Origin of the sequence: Colwellia hornerae (genome assembly GCF_007954355.1) — a bacterium.
Classification (GTDB): Bacteria; Pseudomonadota; Gammaproteobacteria; order Enterobacterales; family Alteromonadaceae; genus Colwellia_A; species Colwellia_A hornerae.
In genome coordinates this window covers 95240-116896 of the sequence record NZ_VOLR01000016.1, presented here as the reverse complement: position 1 = coordinate 116896, position 21657 = coordinate 95240, and the positions used below count along the sequence as shown (strand labels likewise).

Genomic DNA, 21657 nt, shown 5'->3' with positions numbered 1-21657 from the left:
TCTTCAATGATGGTTTGCCATTGCTCTTGGCTACGCGATATTCTCATGCTTATCTCCTAAATTAAGTGAGGAGATAATGTATATGAGATCAAGTTCTAGAGGCAGGTGTCGTTAGCTATACCCTTACTGTGGTAATGAGTTTATGCATTGCTGAATGGGGTTGGCGGAATAGCCCTTCGGGAAATCTTTATTTGATACCTAGTCGAATATAGGAATTAATGTTTGGCGCTTTAGCGACTATTTATTGTAACTCTGGACATTTAAAAACGCTACCAATCAAACTTAAGGGGATCTTAGCTTTTGCTGGTTTTCTTTTGATAATATTATCATATTTTCTATTTTTATCGGCTACACCACATCCAAGCTTATGGACAATTATTCCTGTATTTGGCACTGTTCTAATTATTATTTTCGCTTCTTCTCAGTGTGTTACAGGTAACGTTTTATCTTTAAAGCTTATGATCCATGTTGGATTAATCAGTTACAGCTTATATTTGTGGCATCAACCTATCTTCGTATTAACTAAATTGAAAACCTCATTGCTTTTAAGCCCTGAAATTCAATTTTTATTACTGATATCTACGTTTATCATTGCATATGTATCTTGGCGATTTGTTGAAAAGCCGTTTAGAAAGACTGATAAATTTGGGCAAACTAAAATTTTTAAATGGTCACTTGGTTCTTTTATTGGATTATTATCTTTGGGGCTGTGTTGCAGCAGAATATCTTCGTTCAAAAATATTTATATCCAGAAGATATGGCAAGGTATGAAATATTGCAACAGGCGAGTAACGGGCATTATAACCAAGAGAATTATGATAATGAATGTAAATTTCTTAACAAAGAGATAAGCCAAAATTTTGAAAAGAGGTTTGTCGCGTGTACTAAAAAATACTAGAAGGCAACTGTAATTTTGGGCGGAAGTCACGGTATTGCAAGAGGCTTTTTTCGCCTTCACGATATGATAGGGAACACAATAATTCCACATCAATATCAATATGACGATCTTAAAGTTTTTTCTAAGAAATACCGTCAAAATATAGCAAGCTTTTTTTATACGCAAACGTCAGATCGGTTGTTTGTCAAAAAAATTATTTTATCGAAAGAGAAAAATTTATCCATTGCGCATTTCGATCAAGTTGTCGACTACTGGCAATATTTACATGATGAAATGAGCTTAAATGTGGTAATGATAGGGATGTTACCACCCATTAAAACTTCACCTATTAATTTTGATTATAAACAGCCACTACAACCTCAACTGCAAGAGTATATATCTAAAAATAGTATAAAAATGGTAGAGTATACTGATACTTTTTTTAGTGAAAAATTGAAAGAAACAGGGATTAAATATGTTTCTAAAATACTAGGATTTGATCTGTCTTTACCTAAAGATTTAATAAATCGAGGAAAAATCACATACTCTGACAATCGACATTTAAGTGCAACAGGGGAAGCCTTTTTTGGTAAAAAGTTAAATAATAAAGTATTAACTTTTAATTGATAGGGTACTTATTTGTCGTTGATTCAATCATATTAGTCGCGTGTAATGACCTAATGAAACTTTAGAGGTTTATAGCTTAAAATAAGTAAAACCTAAGATATCAAAATGACTAGAAAACAGAAAACAGAAAACAGAAAACAGAAAACAGCCATGTACAGAAACTTGAATACACAAATTAATGGAGGAAAAAAATTACATTTACAAACAAATTAAAGATATGGAAGGCGCTTGTTCTTCAAGGGCAGCACGTTGGAAGAAGCAATACAAATATCATGCTTTCGCCGTGATATTCTATTATAACTTATTATTTTATCCTATTTCATTATATTGCAGCTATAATCCCAAGTATTTGGCTTATTGAGATTAAGCGCATTTATGCAATTTAGAAAAGATATTAATGGCTTAAGAGCTATTGCAGTCATAGCGGTTGTGCTGTTTCATTTCAATGCGTCTTGGATGCCGGGTGGCTTTGCAGGAGTTGATGTATTTTTTGTTATTTCGGGTTTCTTGATGACTCGGATAATATTTGGAGGGATAGAGCAAGAAAACTTTTCTCTTCTGAAATTTTATGTGGCTCGAGCAAATAGGATTATCCCAGCTTTAGCTGCACTCTGTCTGGTATTGCTTATATTTGGATGGTTTTACCTTACACCGCTAGATTATAAAATATTAGGAAAACACGCTGGCAGTAGTATGGTTTTTCTATCTAATATTATATCTTGGCAAGATTCCGGTTACTTTGACGTTACATCAAAAGAAAAATGGTTATTACATACTTGGTCATTATCTGCTGAATGGCAATTCTATATAATCTATCCATTAGTGCTTTTTGCTATGCAAAAATTTATTTCTATAAAAACAATGAAAGCTACTATTTTGTTTGGAACAGCAATAGGGTTTATTTTTTGCATTATAGCTACATATAAATGGCCTGATGCATCGTACTATCTATTACCAACACGAGCGTGGGAAATGATGTTTGGTGGTGTTGCTTATCTTTATCCTTTTACGTTACAAGATAAAAGAAAAAAACTAGTAGAAAGAGTTGGTTTAATATTTATTATGAGTTCTTATTTATTAATATCAAAAGGTACTCCTTGGCCTGGTTATCTGGCAATATTTCCTGTTTTAGGTACGTTCCTTGTCATACAAGCACAACGAAAAGATAGTCTTATTACAAATAATGTCATATTCCAGAAATTAGGCTCTTGGTCTTACTCTATTTATCTATGGCATTGGCCTCTTGTTGTAGCTATTTATTACTTCTCATTAAATGAAGTATTTATTTATATTGGTATTGCATTATCTTTATTACTAGGCTTTTTGAGTAACAAATACATTGAAAACATAAAATTTAGAAATAATTTCAACGATGAATTTTCTTACTTAAAATGTAAACCTATATATATGTCTTTAATTATAGGGTTACTGGGTTTTTTTACTTATATTTTACAAGGTATAGATACTAGGTTTGATGTTAATTCTGAGTTCAAAGTGATCAAAAAAGAATTATTAATGCCTCTTAGAGGTAATGGTTACTGCTTTTATTATTTTGGTGATGATACTATTGCAGATGAAAAAATAGGAGCTAATTGCTATTTAGGCATCCAAGGAAAGACTTCAAACACTTTGTTATTTGGAGACTCTTACGCAGGACATTATGACCCTTTTTTTGATGACGTATTTAAAGCTAACAATGCATCATTTCAATCTATAGTTACAAGCTGGTGTAATGCCTCTTTCACTGACAACTTTGTACCATCTAAAACTCATGCAGCATATAAACAATGTTTAATGAACCGGAAATATTTAAAAGACAATATACATAAGTATAAAAATATAATACTTGCTGGATCTTGGGATAGTGTTCTAGGTAAAGGTTTTTTTAAAGATATCGAACAGGTAATCGATAAGTCAGCAAAACTTGGCATAAATGTTTTTATTATGGCAGCACCTTATAGATATCAGAAAAACCCATTAAAGGAGTTTTATGAAAGCATATATTTGGGTGATTCATTTGATATTAATACAATGGTTGGTAATGATATTTTAATGACTAAGGCTAATTTGCTTTTGAAAAAATTATCTGAAAAGTACGTAAATGTTTATTTTATTGATAGATCATTACTTTATGAAACAAAAAATACATTTGACGTAAATGGAATGACTGTGCCGTACAGTTTAGATGGTGCGCACATTTCAATATTAGGTTCAAAATATTCTGCGAAATATTTTATGGGTCAAGACAAATATAATGAAATAATGAGTAAATTTAATTTTGATTAACCGTTAATTGCAACTTATGTGGACTCCCCCGTGTCAACAATAAAAATTATTTTTAAAAAATTAAATGCGAACTTATGTACGAGCTCTAAATTGAGTAGCTAACTCTGGCTCTATGATATTTTCGTGGACGTATTTTCAAATCTACTCAACGAGCTCTTGAAGCTCTATGTTACAAACTGATTTAATACGCTGATTTTTATCTTTAATTATGCATTTTATCGTTAAACTTTTTTAAGCGGGGAGATATTCCGCTTTGTACTACTCTGTGCCTTGTGTGAGCATAGAAAATGCTGTTCTCACGGTTTTATTGGCTAACGCAACGGCAGCACATTTTTTTACCTTTACGCTCAACTAAAGCTTGTATCCAAATATCTTTTCTCGTTACCGCCTTTCTTCTAACTGCGTGACTGACAGCTGCCATTGCCCCAACAATTAACTGACTTCTTAGCGTGTTATTCTTTACATACTTCCCTATTGAGCCCATCTTCACTTTTCCACCAGATGAATACTGCAAAGGAGTTAATCCTATATAAGCTTTAAGCGTCTGGAGAAATGCGTCTAGCTTTGCTTGAAGTTCCAAGGCAGCAGATGAGTAAGGGTTTCCGGCTTCTTAGCAAGCTCCTCTAAACAGGTTTGTAAATAGTTGTCGACCAGTAAGCCATTGGCTCTTGCACTTTCAATAATGTTATAGAGGATTGCACTAGACGTTGCACCCCGAGGCGTATTGGAGAATAACCAGTTCTTTTGGCCAATAACAAACGGTTTTACTGCTCGCTCAACACGATTATTATTAATCTTTATACGACCATCTTTTAAGTAGGTGGTGAGCTTATGCGCTTGATTACACCAATAAGTCATCGCTTCTCCCAATTTGGTCTTCGGTGGTACTTTACCTCTATTGTCGATAACCCAACCATGAAGCTTATCAATGATGACTTTGGATTTATCTTGCCTCTCTCGATATTTTTCTTCGGCCGTTTTTCCTTTCAAGCTTGCTTCAATGCCGTAGAGTTTACCTATTAGGTTTAAAGCGACATCAGCTTTGCCGGTTTTGTTTTTTCCTTGGCCTGTTTGAGCATCAATGAATTTGCGACGCGCATGCGCCATACAGCCAGCCAATATGGCCTCAGTTTTTCCATACGCCGCATAACCATCAACTTGCAGGTAACCCTCATAGCCATCAAGATAATCAACCACACAAATCGCTGCACGCGAGTTGTGATAATCTATAAAACAATATTTTTCATGTCCTGGCTTTGTTCGGTATCGCTACCGCAACAATATACCCACATGTAGCTACTGGCTCTCTCGGCTTTGATGACTTTTAAGGGAGTCTCATCAGCATGTATCACAGGCTTACTAAGCAACTTGGTTTTTAATTCAACATACAGTGGGGTAAGCAGCTCACTACACAGAATGACCCAATCAGACATGGTTTTTCGACTCAGCTCAATACCGTACTCATTGAACATCTTTTCTTGTCGGTACAGGGGTAATCCGTATTGATATTTCGCGCTGATGATTTGACTCAGCAAGCTCGACGTCGCAATACCTTTTGGAATAGGTGTGGCAGGCATAGGGGCAATCTTCACCTGATTGCCTGTTCCCGTTTTCCCGCACTGCTTACAGGCATTTTTGGGCCGAACTGTTTCTACCACTTTGATATGCGCAGGCACAAATTCGAGTTTCTCACTACGGGTTTCGCCCATTTTATGCAGCGAGCCTTGACAACAATCACACACTTACTCGGTAAGTGATAAATCAATCGTCACCACTTTACGAGGTAACGTTTTGGGTAGCGGCTTGCGCTTCGGTATGCTTTTAATGGAAACGCTTTTGTTATTATCAGTCTCGGCTAATAACGTTTTATCAGCCTCATCGATGATTTCTTCGGCTTCATTGAAGGTGTCACCCGCACCGGGGAGTTGCTCTGAGTTTTTACCAAGCTGTTTACGTTTGGCTATTTCATAGCGTTCAATAAACTGATTACTTTGGATGGTTTGTTCGGTGATTATTTTAATGCTTGCTGCAACTCAAAAAGAATTTTCTTGAGTTGCTCTGGGTCATTAGTGAGTTAATATCAATTTTTATCAACCCAGTTTAGCAATTAAAACAAGACCAATCACCTTTGTAGCGTAAAGAGCATAAGGACTTACGTACACGATCGTTGACTGAGAAAAAGGCCTTTTTAGATCATTGATTAATAGTGTAATTGCTCATGGTCAAGTACGTCATATCCAGATAATAATCAGCTCAGTTGGCCATTTGAATTTTTGTTTTTCCAAACGTTTGTACCAAAGAGCAAAGCCAGTTTTATCCCAATAAAGAATTTTTAGTTTATCTTAATCATACTTTCAATCATTGTTAGTCGTTAGACTAACTACTTCATTGCTAATTAACGTAATAAATATAAAAGTAAGCAATCTTAAATTAATTATGCTCAATCTGTTAAATCCACGGTGAACGCCTGGCCAAGAGCACATTTATTTAGTTAATCTTTAACTTTATAGTTTTTTCTCATTAATTCGAGGGACAACTCATGAACCGTAAAGAAATTGATGACTGGAAAGGTCTTGTTGAAAAGCAAATAGCCAGTGTCATCTAATTCGAAGTGTATGGATTACCCCTAAATAAGTAGCAAATTCGGTGGCTACTACAAAATAAGTATTTATATATTTATGACCTAAAGTAATCTTACTTAAGTGAAGTTAACTCATAATCAAAATTAACAAAATCCGCTTTGAATAACTTTTCTATCAACAATTTGTCTTCATTACCCATAGAAGATTTGTTCTTAATGTCTTCAGTTACATTTTTTTTCTTTAAGGGGGGGAAATTCACACCAATTTTTTCGGCAATGTAATGCAAATCTTTTTCGATAGTTTCAAGTTTTCCAACGTAATCTATATCAGTGTTATATCCCATCATGTACTCAGTTTGGGTGATATGAAAGTGATTGTGAATTTCATAATTAAAATGTTTGGGTAAACGAATAAATTCCCTGAAGCTTATATTTTCAGGAGTGAGATCTCCAAAGGGTTGGCGTTTTTTGTTTTTTGCTGTTCTCATACAATATTTGTAGGCAGAATATGCTCTATCGTATGGGTTCCTAACGAAGCAAAACTTATAGAGTTTCATCCAATCATGTAAAGTATTTTGGGGCTTATTATGTAATATATTTTTGATAGGGCGAAGCTCAGTATATGACTGTTCAGCATAAAAAGGGCTATTAAATATGCCTCTTTTTTTTTCTTCTGAAGAAACATCTAATATCAGTGATCCGTTCAACTGCTTTAATACGTCCTCAACAGCACGACCAGCCGTTTTTGGTATATGTAAAAAATAAAAGCCATGTACGTTATTAAACACTGAACTCATTTTTCGGATCCTTTACTCATTATTTTGTAGGCGTCAATATAGTATGAAACAATAGGTAGAGTAAAATGATTTAGATGTTGAAGTACTTTTTTGGTATGAATATCATCATTTTTTATTGAACTGAGCTCTTCTGATGACTTAACCACTTCAGTTGCAGCCACTAGCGCTAATTTATAGCTATTTATAAATTTACTGAGACGATAATAATCCTGATACCAGAGACATTATGCCCCGGCTTTTCTACTCCCAATAAAATACGCGTTATTTACTAGAATAATACAAAGAAGCTACTTAACAATATTAGACGACAACTGTCTTGAAAAACACCAGAAAGTAGCGTTTAAAAACTAAAGTAACCAATCAGGTTGAAGAGACAAAATTCTGAAAGGGAAATAGATAAAATATTCCTTTATCAAGGAGTATTAAATAGTTACCATTGGTTTTTTAAACTTCATTATTGTAACAGGTAGCTTTTTAATGTGTGGTATTCTTGGTCAAATTAATGTTAATCAACCTATCGAGTACCTAGCCTTTGAAGCTATGCGCGACACTATGCCATATAGAGGCCCAGACAGTAATGGTCTTTGGTTTGATAGCGAAAAAAAAATAGGACTTGCACATCTACGGTTAAGTATTCTTGATCCAACTCCTGCAGGTCGTCAACCGAGAGAAGAAGCTGCTCATAATTGTGTTATTTCTTATAATGGGGAAGTTTATAATTATCTTGAAATTCGCGCAGTATTAGAGACTAAAGGTTACACTTTCGAAACAGGCTCTGATACTGAAGTCGTATTAAAGGCTTATATAGAATATGGCGTTGATTGCTTAATGCACTTTAATGGTATGTTTGCCATTGCTATTTGGGACGGTAATAAAAAAGAGTTGTTTCTCGCACGAGATCGTTTAGGTATAAAGCCTCTCTATTACATGCAAAACGACGATGAGTTTATTTTTGCTTCCGAAACTAAAGCTATTTTAAAAGGCTTAGATAAAAATCCTGCGCTCAATGTTCAGTTAATCGATAGTTATATGAGTTTCGGCTATATTCCTGGTGAAAACACATTACATCAAGGTATTAAACGCCTGATGCCTGGTCATTATGCTGTACTTAAATGTGATGATTCGAAAAAACACAAATTAACGATTACCCAATATTGGGATCTGAAATTCAACAACAGTAATAGTCAGGATAAAGGTTTTGACTATTATGTTGATGGCAGTAAAAAATTATTAGAAAGCGCTATTGACCTACGTTTGCGCAGCGATGTTCCTCTTGGTATTTTTCTTAGTGGTGGTATTGACTCTAGCGCAGTCGTTGGTTTATTAGCTGACAAAGTTAAAGAACCCCTAAAAACATTTTCGATAGGTTATGACTTTGGCAAAGGGTTTGACGAAACATCCTATGCACAAATAATTGCTGATAAATTTAAAACAGACCATCATGAAATTAAAATAACGCCTGCGCAGTTTAAAAAATTTATACCTGAATATATTGCTTTAATGGATGAGCCTGTTACCGAAGCTGCCGCGATCTCTTTATTTTTTGTCGCTAAATTAGCAAAAGAAAAAGTAACCGTAGCCTTGTCTGGCGAAGGCTCAGACGAAATTTTTGCGGGCTACGATTTGTATCAGTATATGAATGTATTAGATAAATATCGTGCAGTTGTTGGCCAAACAGGGAGTAATTTCTTTGCATGCATTGCGAATAAAGTGTTTGGTAAAAGCCATAAGGTTTCTAAATATCTAACCATGGCAACACTACCTATAGAACAGCGTTATAAAGGTATGTCTACTTATCCTGATCACGAAAAAGAAGCACTGTACAAGGCAGAATTTAAAGCAGAGATAGAATTAGAAAATCAAGTGTCGAGTCGCCATTATACTAAAAGTCTTTTTGATAAAGCCAGAAGTGAAGATACTTTAAGCAAAATGCTTTATTTTGATACAAAAACTTGGTTGGTTGACGACTTGCTAATAAAAGCTGATCGTATGAGTATGGCGGCCTCACTTGAACTACGTGTACCATTTTTAGATTATCGTTTAGTAGAGTTTGCTGCGACAATACCAAGTAAGCATAAAATTAAGAAAGGGGAAGGCAAATATCCGTTAAAGAAAATGATGGAAGGTATTCTGCCTAACGACATTATTTATCGTAAAAAAATGGGCTTTCCAACGCCATTAAAATTGATGTTTCAAAATGAATTAAGAGCATATGCTGAGAACTTATTATTATCTGACGAAACAAAATTATTGCAGTTTTTTAAGAAGTCTCGTATAGAGCAACTTATTGAAGAGCACAACAATGACAAATTTGATCATCATAAAACATTATGGCAGTTAGTTGTTCTTGAAGAGTGGTTACGGGATAATACAGACTAATGAGTATTCAGCCAAAGAAAAAAATCATAGCTATTAGTTATTTATTTCCAAACTGTAATCAGCCTAATCATGGCATATTTGTTTTGAATCGTTTAAAAGCGATGAGCAAGTATGCTGATATTACGGTTATTAACCCTATTGCAGATTCTCCATTACACCGAAAAATAAGTAAGTTTACTCATCTTCACAATATACCTCAATTAGAAGTTATCAACGGTATTAGTGTTTATCACCCTGGTTTTTTTTCTATCCCTGGGCATCTTAAATCGCTAGAGATGTTAACTTATCGTCGAGCAGTTCAAAAAGTACTTGATGAAATTGGTTATGATTTTGATTTAATTGATTTACATTGGACTTTTCCAGATTTGCCTTGCGGAAATTGGCTTTCTAAAAAAATTAATAAGCCTTTTCATGTCACTCTACGTGGAATGGAAGCATTTCATCTGCAAGACTCTGGCTTAAGAAAATACATTGTTGCTTATTATCTCAAGAAGGCAAATAAAGTGATTTCGCTTAGTGAGGAGATGGCACGTAAAGCCGATGAACTGTCAAATACTGCTGAAAGAACTGTGGTTATCAGAAATGGTGTTGATACTGATAAATTCTATTACCTTGAGCAAAGTGAGTGCCGAGAAAAGCTCGCTCTATCACAGAATGAAAAAATTATCTTAGGTGTTGGTGCGCTTATTCACCGTAAAGGTTTTGACTTGGTGATTAAAGGGTTAGAACAAGTTATAACAACACAAGGTTTAGAAAACACTAAGTTTTATATTTTAGGCGCCCAAGGTCCTGAAGGAGACTACCGCAAAGAGTTGAACCAATTTATTGAACAACATAAATTACAGAAGAATGTTGTTTTTGTTGGTGCTGTCGATAACAGTCAACTGATTACTTGGTATAACGCCGCAGATGTGTTTTGTTTAGCGAGCCGAGGCGAAGGTAGCCCTAATGTACTTACTGAGGCTTTAGCTTGTGGTTTACCTGCTGTAGCTACTAATGTTGGCAGTGTGCCTGAAATTATGGCTAGTGAGAAATATCTTGGGTACTGTGTTGCAAATGAAGATCAACAAATGATATCAACAAAGTTAATTCGGTTACTAGAACAACCCCATAATAGAAAGCAGCAAGCGACTAACTTTAATAAGTACACTTGGGATTGGTGTGCAAAAGAAGTTTTACAGACACTTATATAATGAATCAAAATATACTGATTTTTACGTTTATTTGAATAAGTTTAATTATAAACCTTACACTTTTATTTGATGAATTAACTGAAAAATCAAGATATGCATTTTCAAAAACTCAGAAAACTTTTAGATACACTGATGAAAGTTCTTTTTATGTCTAAATGGAAATAATCCAACCCTATGAAAACTATAAAAATAAAAAGTAAGTTTATTCCTCAATATTCGACTCCTGATTATTGCATATGTTCTCATGATAATTTTATATATAAATTTTTTTATAACACCAAGAAATTTAAAAAAATTTGCGAATTACCTCCAAAATCAAATAGCTTCAAAGACAAGATTAAAAACCGCATCGCAAGAAGTTGGCTATACCGAACCTTTGTAAGTAAAAAATTCGGTATTAATCACGCTGTTGAATTGCCTTCAGGTGTTATTTTAATTTTGTACGATAAGTTGTATCGTTTCGACCCAGCAATACACAACCAATATGCTGAGCCTGTTGATTCAAGCATATTGAACTCTTTTCCACTAAAAAATGGTTTTGCAGTTTATCCTGATACAGGTGATGTCTATTTTGGCGATTATATTTGTTCTAATAAGCAGGACATTAATATTTATAAAATAGAAGACAATGGCCTGAAATTATCTATTTGCCATACATTTAAAAAGGGTACTGTTCAGCATATACATGGTGTTCATTACGATAATTTTAGAAACAGACTGTGGGTCACTACGGGTGATGATAATAGTGAGTGCGCTTTTTATTATACGGATGATTGCTTTAGAGAAGTTAAGCTTTTTTGTGGTGGCGACCAAAGTTGGCGAGCAGTATCTTTAGTACCATTAAAGAAAAACTTAGTATGGGGGATGGATGCAGGGCAAGATGCATTGAAAACTGATATCAATTATACCTATCAGTGGGATTTTGAACGAAAGGAAAGAAGCAAGATAGGAAGTTTCAAAAACCCAACATATCATATGGCGATCAGTCAAAATTGTTATAATATTTTTTTTGGTGTTAATTTCGAACCACAAAGAAAACAAGAATCGGATGCTGCTGTTACAATATGGCGTAGTGGCTCGGATCTAGTTTTTACTGAGATGCTTTATAACCCTTACTTAAAATCAAACATTACAGGTGTTTCACGTTACGGTTACGTTTTTTTACCATTAGGTGAGCTACCAAAAAATACACTTTTGTACACTTGTGTAAATGTTGAAAATAATAACTTTGATATGATGATGGTAAAAACCTAATGAAGCTTTTAAAGCGAGTGTTGAAGTTAATGTTTAAGCACCGTTCTGAATATTATATTGATATGATATCTAGACGATTGAATAGAAAGAAATTAAAAAAATCTTTAATTAATTTAGGTGTGAAGCAAGGTGATATTATCTTTCTACAATCTTCATTCAGTGCAATGGGTCATGTTTCAATTGGAGCACACGGTGTAATAGACGTTTTTCTAGAAATTATAGGAGAAAAAGGCACTTTAGTCATGCCATCATTTAGCACTGCGGGGAACATGGAAGATTATGTTGCGAAAAATGAAGTTTTTGACGTTTGCAATACCCCATCAAAATCAGGATATTTAACGGAAATTTTTAGAAAATATCCCCGTACATTAAGAAGTATCCATCCAACGCATTCTGTTTGTGCAAATGGTTTTCATGCAGATGAAATTATTCGAGACCACGAAAGTACGTTATCTCCCTGCGGTCCTAATAGTCCTTTTGATAAAATGTTAAACCTTCAAGGTAAAATGATACGTATAGGCACAGGCGCTTTTACTTATTATCATTTTATTCAAGAAACATTAAATTTCCCTCATGTTTTTAATAATCATACTGCTAGTTTAGAATGTATAAATTACAAAAAAGAACGTATTATTGTGAAAAGCAAAGTTTACTCTAAAGGTTTATCAAGTATATTGTTTTTAACAAAAGATGATTACATTCATCCAAGTAACTTTCCTTTGTTATATTCTGGTGATCGTGAACAATATATAAAATTAGAACAACCCCAATTTTATGATTTTTTAATTGATATTAGACAACAAGCGATTATTAGTGGTTGGTTTAACAAACTGACAGTTAATAAATGCCAATATGAAATAAGTGGCATAAAACAATATGTAGACTGTTCATTAACATTGCAAAGTAACCTCATTAATGAATTTAAAGAAAAATATGAAATTGAAAACTTAAGTAAAATATATAAATTAGGGCTGTATCCTAGGAAAAAGTAGTTTCAAATTTTTAAAACTCATATTGAAATAGTTCAATGTCTTTTTTGTAAATATCAGCGACAATTTTTTTAGTGTCATCATTAAAATAATCTCTATAACTACTACTTCTAGACGATTTGTTTAATTGATCAATTATTATTTCAATCCCTAATTTCTTTTCAAGCACTTTTAGATCATCTGCAAGCATCTCTATTCTGCCAATATAATCAACCAGACATTGCATATTTACATCATAAACATACCAATGCTGGGGAGCAAAAACGACGTCTTCTTTAGTCAAATCTGCGCTAGGTAGCCATTGAGTAATAAAAGTCTCAAAATCATTAAAGAGATCTGACTGATAAACAGGATTTGGAATGGGTTGCACATAAGATGTGCCACCTTGTTTAGCGAAGTTATAAGCTGAAACGACTCTATCCCAGGGGTTACGTACAAATGAATATGTGTAGTATTTATTATATTCATGTGTTGATACTTTTTTATAGTCTACCGCTTTGCGATGGCCAACATTCATACCGTATATCGCTCTAGCAATACTGGTTCCTGCCGCTTTAGGAATATGAATAAAAATAGACTTAGTCTCTTGAAAACAGGGTCTAAACACTTGTGACTCACCGCGATAAACATCTATTTTTTGCTGCAATAGCAGTGGGAGTGTATTTCTATATAGTTTTCTAAATAAGTTAGTTGATTCAGTCATAATATTAATTAATTGTTTTATCTAAAATTAGGCTTAGTTGCTTAGCTTTTTCATAACGAGAATAAATGGTTATGTCTTTATCGCTCTCTATTTTCGGAGAGATTGATAACCAAGTTTTTAGTGCATGATATATTTCATCTTTACTGTGAGCAATAGTGCCACAATTTGATTTATCAGCAACTTGACCTGTAGCGCTTGTTAATGGAGCTGCAACTAATACTGGCTTTTTGGCTCTGATATATTCAAATAGTTTACCTGGAACTTGCAGATTAAACACATCATCTTGTATTAATAACAATGCTGTAGCATCCATCATGTTTTTTAATGAGTCAACAAATGGAACAGATGCCAAAAATGTAACTAAATGGTGAATTTTAAGATGCTCAAGAACTTCTTTGTACAATAAGCCATCACCAGAGCCTTGAAATACTAATTCAAAATTACTACTCGTAATCACTTTGTCATGTATTAATTTAGCGATTGCATAAAAAGTAGGTGTAGGATCTCTTCCATCAGGGTATAAAACACCGCTGTAATATAAGCTAAACTTATTTGCAGAAAATGGTGATTTTATATTTTCCGATAAAGAATTAATGAGATCAAAGTTACTTTCATCATAACCATTCTCTATGCAATGAAATTTATCTTTGTTTTCCATCTGATGATAGTCAATATAGGCTTGTTTAGCTTCGTCGGTTGCAAAGATGGCATGACGGCATCTATTTAATACGGCCTTATCTACTTTTAAGCTTATTTTCTTTTTAAACGAGGGCACGTTTTTTTTATGAATATAGCCAAGGGGATCTTGGTAATCAACAATTAATGGAATCCCTGTTTTTTTAGCAAGAACATTGGCAATAATATGTGCACTCATTGTGGGATAGGTCGACCAAATAACATCTGGTTTTTCTTGTTTGATAATTTCTAAACCACGATAAATAGCTGTAGGGATCCAAGTAGACCAACGGTCAATAACTTTCATCCAATTGAAATGTTTACCTTTTATTGATAAATGACGGTCAACATCTAAAGCCATTGTTCTATATATATTATTTTTCATATGGCTAGGGATTATTTGCGAATTATCTAAACCATCATAAGCTTCTGTTTTAGCAGTTAATATTAAGGGTTCCCAGCCGAATTCAGGTAAGTATTGGGTCATTCTTAATGTTCGTTGACCAGCAACGGATCTACTCGGTGGATAATCAAATGCCACCATTAATACTTTTTTAGACATGTTCACCTGCAATTTTAGCGATTGATAATGCAAATAAGGGTAATTGTTTTCTGTAAGGCATAAATCTAGGCATTTTAAAACTATTCATTGAGCGAGTTACGCCGCCGTCGTTTGTTGAAAATGCGGCTTTAAATCCTAATTCCTGTGCAATTTGACAATGCTGATCGTTAAAGTCTCTTTGGAATAATCCGTTTGGATAAGCGAGATAGCGTATTTTGTCGCCGACAATTTTTTCTAATTTTGTTTTATTTTTTATTAATTCATTTTTAGCATCGTCATTTGTTTCTGTTGTAAGGATAGTATGAGAATGGGTATGTGCAGCTATTTCAAAACCTTGCTGATGTAATGCTTTTAATTCAAGGTTATTCATCATCGTTCTTGAAAGTGAAGTCTGGTTAATTTCTAACTCTGACAATAAATGGGTTATTTTTATCGCACGTTGATCATTTGAGAGGAATTTCAAAAAATTAATTAATTTATTGTGTGCGTGTAATTTCTCTGGCTGCGAAGTAAGCGATAGTGCTTCGTGCATGATATTAGACGAAACTTGATTAACGGTAGTTTGAGCTATAGCTTGTTCAATGGCATCATTCCATAGATAACCGTCCTCAACGCCTTGAGTTGAAACAAAAAAAGTTGCTGGGCAGTTATGCTTTTTTAGAAGAGGGGCAGCTATCTCTGCGTTATCTAAATAGCCATCATCGAATGTAATGACCAATGCTTTTGAAGGTAGTTTGTTCTTCTTTAATAAATTTATCGCTTCATCTAGCATTAAAATATTAAAATGTTTTTTGAGAAATCCAATTTGTCGATCAAAAGCATCGGCGGTAATGTCATCAGGATGATAGAGCGAATTAATTTGCAATACATGATGATAATAAAGAATACTTAAAGGATATTCACCTCGCTTAATTTTTGCTAGTTTATAAATTGCTGTGAGTAAGAAATTAAGCATGGTAAGGTTATAATTGCCTTTAAAATTGTTTATATCAAAGTTGAATGTATCACGGTTTTGAAGGGCGATGTTAATTTCTGGTAAGGATGTATGATGAAATATTTGTGTTTTATGCTTTTTTTTGTTCAATTTAATTTATTTGCCGAACATGTTTTTGTTGATGGTAAAGAGTTTTTTTCACTACAAGACGCAAAATCAGCGATTAAAGATGGTAGCCAAGTATTCCTTAAAGCGGGTATTTATACAAAAGGGCTATATATAAAAGCCAACAATGTTGAAATTATCGGTGAAAAGGGAGTTGTTTTTGATAATGCAGCTATCGATAATAAGGCTGCGTTGGTTCTCACGGGTAAAAATATACTTGTTGAGTCAATAGAATGCATAAATATCAGTGTAAGAGCTGGTAATGGCGCATGTATTCGATTTGAAGGAGAGAACTTAACCGTACGTGATTTATATGTCCACGATAGTGAATCTGGTATTATGACGAGTACGGTACCTGGTTACGTGAACATTGAATTCTCGATATTTGAGCGATTAGGTAGCCGCCGGGGATATTCTCATGGTGTATATATTAAGGCTGATGAATTGAATATTCGTTATTCAAAGTTCCTAAACACAAAAAAACAAGGATCTAGTATAAAATCGCGATCTAAAAAAGTCTTGATAGAAAATTCAATAATAGCAACAATGGATAGTGTAGATAGTAGGGCTGTTGATATGGCCAAATACGGTGAGTTAATTATTCGAAATAGTATATTGCAGCAAGGCAATAATTCATCTAATAGTCAGCTACTTGCGTATGGTTTAGAAAAAAAAGCAGAAAGGGTTTTTGATGTCAATCGCGTTGAAATCACGAATAATTTAATTTTCTTTGATAGAGAAAAAAGTAATGTTTATATGGCTTATCGTTTATTAGATGAATTTATAAATAAAAACAATATTTTCATTGGTGATTTTAATAATCCTAATAAATTTATAAAAAATAATAAATGGTATATTTCGAGAGAAAAAGCAGGCCTTAAAGCTTATCCATTTTTACCTACACTGGATCAAGTTCAAGGTACTCTTGCATTAATTGAAGTACTGGGAAATTCAGAGAATTAATTAAACATGATTACAAAATATAAAATAGAGATATTAAACAGTAGTAGCTCTACATCATGGGATGAATATGTTAATTCACATCCATTAGTCTCTATTTATCATTTATCTAAATGGAAGTACATAATAGAAGATACTTTTCAGCATAAGTGTTTATATTATTATGCACTTAATGATGAAGGCGCTATTTGTGGTATTTTGCCTAGTGTAAATTTGAACAGTAAATTATTTGGCAACTTTATAGTGTCGATGCCTTTTTTAAATTATGGTGGAGTGTTGGCCGATAATGCTGATGTTGCGAAACAATTAAATGAGCATTTGGAAGATCAGGCGACATCTTTTCAAGTCAGTTATATTCAATATAGAGAACAAGTTGAACGTACTGAAAATTTGTTACCCGTATCAACAACCAAAGTTAATATGATTTTACAATTACCCGAAACAGCAGAAGCATTAGGTAAATTAATAGGTTCAAAAAGAAGATCTCAAATTAAGCGGCCAATAAAAGAAGGTGTTAGTCATAAAATAGGTAAAACTGAGTTACTTGACGACTTTTATCAAGTGTTTTGTGAAAACATGCGAGACTTAGGTACACCTGTTTATGGAAAGACTTTCTTTAAAAATATCTTAGAAGTGTTTGCTGAGCATTGTACTATTTGTGTTGTGTACTGGCAGGGTAAACCGGTGTCGTCTGGTTTTTTAATTACCTATAAAGGTCGAATGGAAATTCCTTGGGCGAGTACCTTAAGTTACGCTAATAGAATTTCAGTGAATATGTATTTGTATTGGCAGATATTGTCGCATGCCATTGAAGCCGGTTGTCACGAGTTTGATTTTGGCCGTTCAACTATCGATGAGGGAACTTATCGCTTTAAAAAACAATGGAAGTCTGAGCCTCAGCAATGTTACTGGTATCACTGGGTACCAGAAGGTGGCGAACTGCCTAATTTATCTCCCACTAATGCCAAGTTTGATTTAGCGATTAAAATGTGGAAAAAATTACCTTTACCGATTGCGAATACTTTGGGGCCATTTTTGGTTAAGAATTTACCTTAATTGAACCCAGTTATTATTTGAGCAATTTAGAATTAATGCACCACTTTAAAGGTTTTGCCGTTGTTAAGTAGTAAAAGTGGTGTATATTTTTTTAAGGCTGTTTTCGATTTTAAATTTCAGACTGTTTTTTTGTATTATTAATTTTAAGTACTCATCTTTAATTGGGGATAAAGAGCGTTTATACCTAGCGTCACCAGCAAGAAAGTCGTACTCATTATACTTATCACCTTGTAATATTAACCACTCAACCATTAATACATGCATTATTAAACCCAATTTAATCTTATTATCGGTTATCGGCTTAATACAGCTTAAATAAAAATAAACATTTTTTTTATCTGACAAACAATAAATACTGCCCATTAGCTGCTTATTCAGGCTGATCGCTGCCATTAATGTAGTGGCAGTAGGATGGGTACTTTTTAATAAACTGTTATGAAACTTACAAAATTCTTTATTTTCGAATCCGCTTGGCGTTAACGTATTGCGCCATTTATTTGTATGCCAGTGCTTAGTGTTATCAATAACTTCTCTTTGTTCTTGAGGTTTTTCAATAACGGCGAACTCTAATTCCCCTTGTATTGCCAAGTGTTTAAGGCTGCGATTAAATTGTTGTCGGGTATTTTTAGATGTTTTTGATAAATATTCTTTTAAAGAAGATAAACCTGTCAAAGGTATTCTATAACCAAATTCGGGCTGTTGATTTATTCTGCTATATTTTTTATTAGTAATGTTTAAATTAACAAAAGAATTTTTTTTCGCTACATAAACAATAAATTCGTCAACATTGTTGTGATGCTTTAGTAAGTAATGCCAGATAGTATCATGGGTTTTCTCTTTATCTGCTTCGCTTAATAAAAAACCATTGTTTTCAATCCAAATCTGGTCTTTTTCTTCTTTGCCTGTTCTGTGTAAAAGCCATTGTTTACTCAGTATTAAGTTATGTCGAACAATGTTCTGTTCTATAAATACCCCTAAGCCAACAATAATGTCGTTTTTTTGCGCTTTAACTAAATATATCTTTTGATCATCAGCTATAGTTTTTAACCAACAGCCAATCCATTTCCAACTTAAAAAAAACGAGGTGTTTGCACTATGCTCAAGTTGTAACCATTGTTCTTCAAGTGCGTTGAAATTTTTGCTGGAAATTTGTTCAACGTTAACTTGGACAGTACCTTGGCTGATTGTCGATATTTGGTGGTTTTTTAAGTTCAATTTGACTACCTATTACGATAATATACATAAAGTTAAAATTGCATTGTTCTATAGCTTTCTTTTATTGTGTTGTTAGTTAATTTGAATGTAAAGCATAAATCTGAGGGATTACTGTTGAAAGTAACGAATAGCATTGTACATTTGGTTTATAGCTTTGGTTGTGGTGGGCTTGAAAAAGTTATCGCCAATTTAATTAATCATTCAACTGAATATGATGTCGAGCACATACTTATATCTTTAACCGACGATACGAGTATGTTAGAGCAAGTAGATAAAAAAATTAAAGTGTTTGTGCTTGATAAAAAATCAGGTAATGATGTTAAAAGCCATTTTCAGCTTTTTTCTTTGTTGAAAAAACTAAAGCCCCAAGCTATTAATACCTATAATTTTGGCACCATTGAATATCACATGGTAGCAAAGCTCGCAGGTGTTCCTACTCGTGTTCATAGTGATCATGGCCGTGGTGGAGATGACCCTGCCGGTAAAAATAAACTTCATAATTTTTTTAGAAAATTTATTGCCAATTTTATTACAGAATATGTTGTGGTTTCATATGATTTATTTCAATGGATTTCAAAAGAGATTAAGGTTAATCGCAATAAGTTATCTTTGCTTTTTAATGGTGTCGCCGTTCCTGCAGAAATTGAACATTCCTCCTCTTCGCCTAAAACATTTGTAACCGTTGGTCGATTAGACAAAGTAAAAAACCAAAAGCTATTAATAGATGCTTTTGCCCAGGCAGTTAATACCCTTGACGGTTTTGAACATTGCATTTTAAATATTGTTGGTGATGGACCATTGTATGATGAGTTGTCATCACAAATTAGCTTACTGAATATGAATGATTCAATTTATCTACTCGGCTTTAGAAATGATATAACAACTATTCTTAAAGATTCTGACATATTTGTACTCTCGTCTGTTTATGAAGCTATGCCAATGACTATCCTTGAGGCTATGGCGAATAAGACACCTGTGGTATGTACTAATGTTGGTGGTATCTCCAAATTTATATCAGAAAAACAAGCTTGGTTTGTCGAGTCAAAGAACTGTAAAACGTTAGCAAATAAGCTGAATGAAGTAAGAATTAATGATGAATGTAGGCTTGAAAAAGTCAGTAATGCTTTTAGTTTGGTTAGTGAAAAATATGACATGAAGCAAATGGTTAAAGCATACATGGCTAAATATGGTATAGAAAAATCCCCCTCAATTAATATAAAAAAGTAAGGATTCAAAAGTGAAAATAGGCATTATTGTTGGTACTCGTCCTGAAATTATTAAAATGGCACCTGTGATAAGGGAATGCCAAAAGCGAAATATCCCCTTTTTTATCATTCATTCAAATCAACATTATTCAAAAGAAATGGATAGTATTTTTTTTGAAGAACTACATCTCCCTGCTCCCCATTATAATTTGGGAGTTGGCTCGGGGCTGCATGGGAACCAAACTGGTAATTTTCTAATAAAAATGGAGCCTATTTTATTAGAAGAAAAACCTGATGTTGTTTTAGTGCAAGGCGATACTAATACTGTTCTGGCCGGAGCTTTAGCCGCCTCAAAGTTAAATATTAAAGTTGGGCATATTGAAGCAGGCTTGAGAAGTTATGACCGCAGCATGCCTGAAGAAACGAACCGAATAATGACTGACCATATCAGTGAATATTTATTTGCGGTTGGTCCCAATCAAGAAAAAATTCTTAAGGGCGAAGGCATCGCTAACAATAAAATACACACTGTTGGTAATACTGTTTCTGACTCTCTTTTTCAGCATCTCGAAATTTCTGCGCAAAAAAGTAAGATATTAACTCATTTAAATTTAACCGCAGGTGAATACTTTCTAGTCACGGCCCATCGCGCGTCAAACGTAGATGTTTCGTCAAACCTTATGGAGTTGCTGCATTTATTGGATGAGATGCATAAAAATTATACCGGTACTATTGTTTGGCCTATTCACCCTAGAACTCAGTCGAAACTAAAAGAATTCAATATCGAACTACCTGACTATTTACAATTAATTGCACCGGTTGGTTATCTAGATTTTATTCAATTACAAAAGCACGCAAAATTAATTTTAACTGACTCTGGTGGTATTCAAGAGGAAGCTTGTTTATTAGGTATACCGAGCCTTACCTTACGAGAAAATACCGAACGACCAGAAGCTGTTGAGGTTGGTGCTAGCGAACTGGTTGGTCGCGATGCAGTTAAAGCGGTTAAAGCAGCGAAGCAATGGCTTAGTAGGGATGACTACTCTTGGGAAAATCCTTTTGGTGACGGTCATGTTGCTAAGTATATACTCGATGTGATCGTTAAAGATCTGACAAAAAAAGATATGGAGCAATAAGAATATTGTTCTTACAGCTAATGAAATTAATCATTAAATCGAATAGGTATTTTTTGGGGATGT

17 protein-coding genes and 2 pseudogenes are annotated in these 21657 nt (G+C 33.9%); 11 read left to right on the top strand and 8 right to left on the bottom strand.

The genetic code is table 11. From position 1 onward, the window contains the following. Positions 1–218: 218 nt before the first annotated feature. From ESZ26_RS12580 to ESZ26_RS12570, 3 genes are all read left to right on the top strand, one after another. Positions 219–851 (top strand): acyltransferase family protein, encoded by a 633-nt coding sequence (locus tag ESZ26_RS12580; RefSeq protein ID WP_146799838.1) that lies wholly within the window; start codon positions 219–221, stop codon positions 849–851. Between the two features lie 62 nt (positions 852–913). Beyond that, entirely contained in the window at positions 914–1504 is a 591-nt protein-coding gene (locus ESZ26_RS12575; RefSeq protein ID WP_146799837.1) for a hypothetical protein, read from the top strand. Positions 1505–1879: 375 nt separating this feature from the next. After that, positions 1880–3790, top strand: coding sequence for an acyltransferase family protein (locus tag ESZ26_RS12570; protein WP_146799836.1), 1911 nt, complete (start codon positions 1880–1882; stop codon positions 3788–3790). Between the two features lie 258 nt (positions 3791–4048). On the opposite strand, the pseudogene ESZ26_RS12565 reads toward ESZ26_RS12570, so the two are convergent. The 4 genes and pseudogenes from ESZ26_RS12565 to ESZ26_RS12550 all read right to left on the bottom strand — a co-directional run. After that, a pseudogene (locus ESZ26_RS12565) lies at positions 4049–4325 on the bottom strand (transposase); the annotation flags it as partial. Between the two features lie 23 nt (positions 4326–4348). Beyond that, positions 4349–5811 (bottom strand): annotated as a pseudogene (gene tnpC, locus ESZ26_RS12560) (IS66 family transposase). A 210-nt stretch (positions 5812–6021) separates the two neighbouring features. Next, positions 6022–6120: an IS66 family insertion sequence element accessory protein TnpB gene (tnpB, locus tag ESZ26_RS19645; RefSeq protein WP_146799844.1), complete on the bottom strand. Its 99-nt coding sequence runs from the start codon at positions 6118–6120 to the stop codon at positions 6022–6024. Between the two features lie 364 nt (positions 6121–6484). After that, complete coding sequence (locus ESZ26_RS12550) at positions 6485–7168, bottom strand: sulfotransferase family 2 domain-containing protein (protein ID WP_146799835.1); 684 nt, start codon at positions 7166–7168, stop codon at positions 6485–6487. Between the two features lie 477 nt (positions 7169–7645). On the opposite strand from ESZ26_RS12550, the gene asnB reads away from it, so the two are divergent. The 4 genes from asnB (at position 7646) to ESZ26_RS12530 (ending at position 12986) form a co-directional block, all read left to right on the top strand. Continuing rightward, positions 7646–9547 carry an asparagine synthase (glutamine-hydrolyzing) gene (gene asnB / locus ESZ26_RS12545; RefSeq protein WP_146799834.1) on the top strand — a complete coding sequence of 634 codons (1902 nt, stop codon included), beginning with the start codon at positions 7646–7648 and terminating at the stop codon, positions 9545–9547. Then, entirely contained in the window at positions 9547–10740 is a 1194-nt protein-coding gene (locus ESZ26_RS12540; RefSeq protein WP_146799833.1) for a glycosyltransferase, read from the top strand. The genes asnB and ESZ26_RS12540 overlap by 1 nt, the downstream gene beginning before the upstream one ends. 174 nt (positions 10741–10914) lie before the next feature. Then, a complete protein-coding gene (locus ESZ26_RS12535; RefSeq protein ID WP_146799832.1) occupies positions 10915–11994 on the top strand; it encodes a hypothetical protein in 1080 nt (359 codons plus the stop codon). After that, positions 11994–12986 carry an AAC(3) family N-acetyltransferase gene (locus ESZ26_RS12530; protein WP_146799831.1) on the top strand — a complete coding sequence of 331 codons (993 nt, stop codon included), beginning with the start codon at positions 11994–11996 and terminating at the stop codon, positions 12984–12986. Before ESZ26_RS12535 ends, ESZ26_RS12530 begins: the two co-directional genes overlap by 1 nt. A gap of 10 nt (positions 12987–12996) precedes the next feature. Here ESZ26_RS12530 and ESZ26_RS12525 read toward each other — a convergent pair whose 3' ends face one another. From ESZ26_RS12525 to ESZ26_RS12515, 3 genes are read right to left on the bottom strand one after another with little or no spacing between them, the layout of a single operon-like run. After that, entirely contained in the window at positions 12997–13686 is a 690-nt protein-coding gene (locus ESZ26_RS12525) for a sulfotransferase family 2 domain-containing protein (protein WP_146799830.1), read from the bottom strand. A 4-nt stretch (positions 13687–13690) separates the two neighbouring features. Beyond that, positions 13691–14923, bottom strand: a complete 1233-nt coding sequence (locus tag ESZ26_RS12520; protein ID WP_146799829.1) for a glycosyltransferase — start codon at positions 14921–14923, stop codon at positions 13691–13693. After that, positions 14916–16007 carry a polysaccharide deacetylase family protein gene (locus ESZ26_RS12515; RefSeq protein WP_146799828.1) on the bottom strand — a complete coding sequence of 364 codons (1092 nt, stop codon included), beginning with the start codon at positions 16005–16007 and terminating at the stop codon, positions 14916–14918. Before ESZ26_RS12515 ends, ESZ26_RS12520 begins: the two co-directional genes overlap by 8 nt. Between ESZ26_RS12515 and ESZ26_RS12510 the strand changes: the two genes are divergently transcribed. Together ESZ26_RS12510 and ESZ26_RS12505 are read left to right on the top strand one after the other, a co-directional pair. Next, the gene (locus ESZ26_RS12510) at positions 15972–16985 is read left to right on the top strand and encodes a hypothetical protein (protein ID WP_146799827.1); all 1014 of its coding nucleotides are present in this window, start codon (positions 15972–15974) and stop codon (positions 16983–16985) included. The genes ESZ26_RS12515 and ESZ26_RS12510 overlap by 36 nt on opposite strands. Positions 16986–16991: 6 nt before the next feature. Continuing rightward, entirely contained in the window at positions 16992–18038 is a 1047-nt protein-coding gene (locus ESZ26_RS12505) for a FemAB family XrtA/PEP-CTERM system-associated protein (RefSeq protein ID WP_146799826.1), read from the top strand. 63 nt (positions 18039–18101) lie between these two features. Here ESZ26_RS12505 and ESZ26_RS12500 read toward each other — a convergent pair whose 3' ends face one another. Then, positions 18102–19253 (bottom strand): GNAT family N-acetyltransferase, encoded by a 1152-nt coding sequence (locus ESZ26_RS12500; RefSeq protein ID WP_146799825.1) that lies wholly within the window; start codon positions 19251–19253, stop codon positions 18102–18104. A gap of 114 nt (positions 19254–19367) precedes the next feature. Here ESZ26_RS12500 and ESZ26_RS12495 point away from each other — a divergent pair, with 114 nt between their 5' ends. Together ESZ26_RS12495 and wecB are read left to right on the top strand one after the other, a co-directional pair. Then, positions 19368–20480 carry a glycosyltransferase gene (locus ESZ26_RS12495; protein WP_223271609.1) on the top strand — a complete coding sequence of 371 codons (1113 nt, stop codon included), beginning with the start codon at positions 19368–19370 and terminating at the stop codon, positions 20478–20480. A 10-nt stretch (positions 20481–20490) separates the two neighbouring features. After that, the gene (wecB, locus tag ESZ26_RS12490) at positions 20491–21594 is read left to right on the top strand and encodes a non-hydrolyzing UDP-N-acetylglucosamine 2-epimerase (RefSeq protein ID WP_146799824.1); all 1104 of its coding nucleotides are present in this window, start codon (positions 20491–20493) and stop codon (positions 21592–21594) included. The last annotated feature ends 63 nt before the right edge of the window (positions 21595–21657 follow it).

What these genes read in the sequence shown, in the direction of transcription:
- ESZ26_RS12505 (WP_146799826.1), top strand. Translation starts at nt 16,992, where the DNA reads ATGATTACAAAATATAAAATAGAGATATTAAACAGTAGTAGCTCTACA.
- ESZ26_RS12535 (WP_146799832.1), top strand. Translation starts at nt 10,915, where the DNA reads ATGAAAACTATAAAAATAAAAAGTAAGTTTATTCCTCAATATTCGACT.
- asnB (WP_146799834.1), top strand. Translation starts at nt 7,646, where the DNA reads ATGTGTGGTATTCTTGGTCAAATTAATGTTAATCAACCTATCGAGTAC.
- ESZ26_RS12530 (WP_146799831.1), top strand. Translation starts at nt 11,994, where the DNA reads ATGAAGCTTTTAAAGCGAGTGTTGAAGTTAATGTTTAAGCACCGTTCT.
- ESZ26_RS12570 (WP_146799836.1), top strand. Translation starts at nt 1,880, where the DNA reads ATGCAATTTAGAAAAGATATTAATGGCTTAAGAGCTATTGCAGTCATA.
- ESZ26_RS12525 (WP_146799830.1), bottom strand. Translation starts at nt 13,686, where the DNA reads ATGACTGAATCAACTAACTTATTTAGAAAACTATATAGAAATACACTC.
- ESZ26_RS12540 (WP_146799833.1), top strand. Translation starts at nt 9,547, where the DNA reads ATGAGTATTCAGCCAAAGAAAAAAATCATAGCTATTAGTTATTTATTT.
- ESZ26_RS12580 (WP_146799838.1), top strand. Translation starts at nt 219, where the DNA reads ATGTTTGGCGCTTTAGCGACTATTTATTGTAACTCTGGACATTTAAAA.
- ESZ26_RS12550 (WP_146799835.1), bottom strand. Translation starts at nt 7,168, where the DNA reads ATGAGTTCAGTGTTTAATAACGTACATGGCTTTTATTTTTTACATATA.
- ESZ26_RS12510 (WP_146799827.1), top strand. Translation starts at nt 15,972, where the DNA reads ATGAAATATTTGTGTTTTATGCTTTTTTTTGTTCAATTTAATTTATTT.
- ESZ26_RS12520 (WP_146799829.1), bottom strand. Translation starts at nt 14,923, where the DNA reads ATGTCTAAAAAAGTATTAATGGTGGCATTTGATTATCCACCGAGTAGA.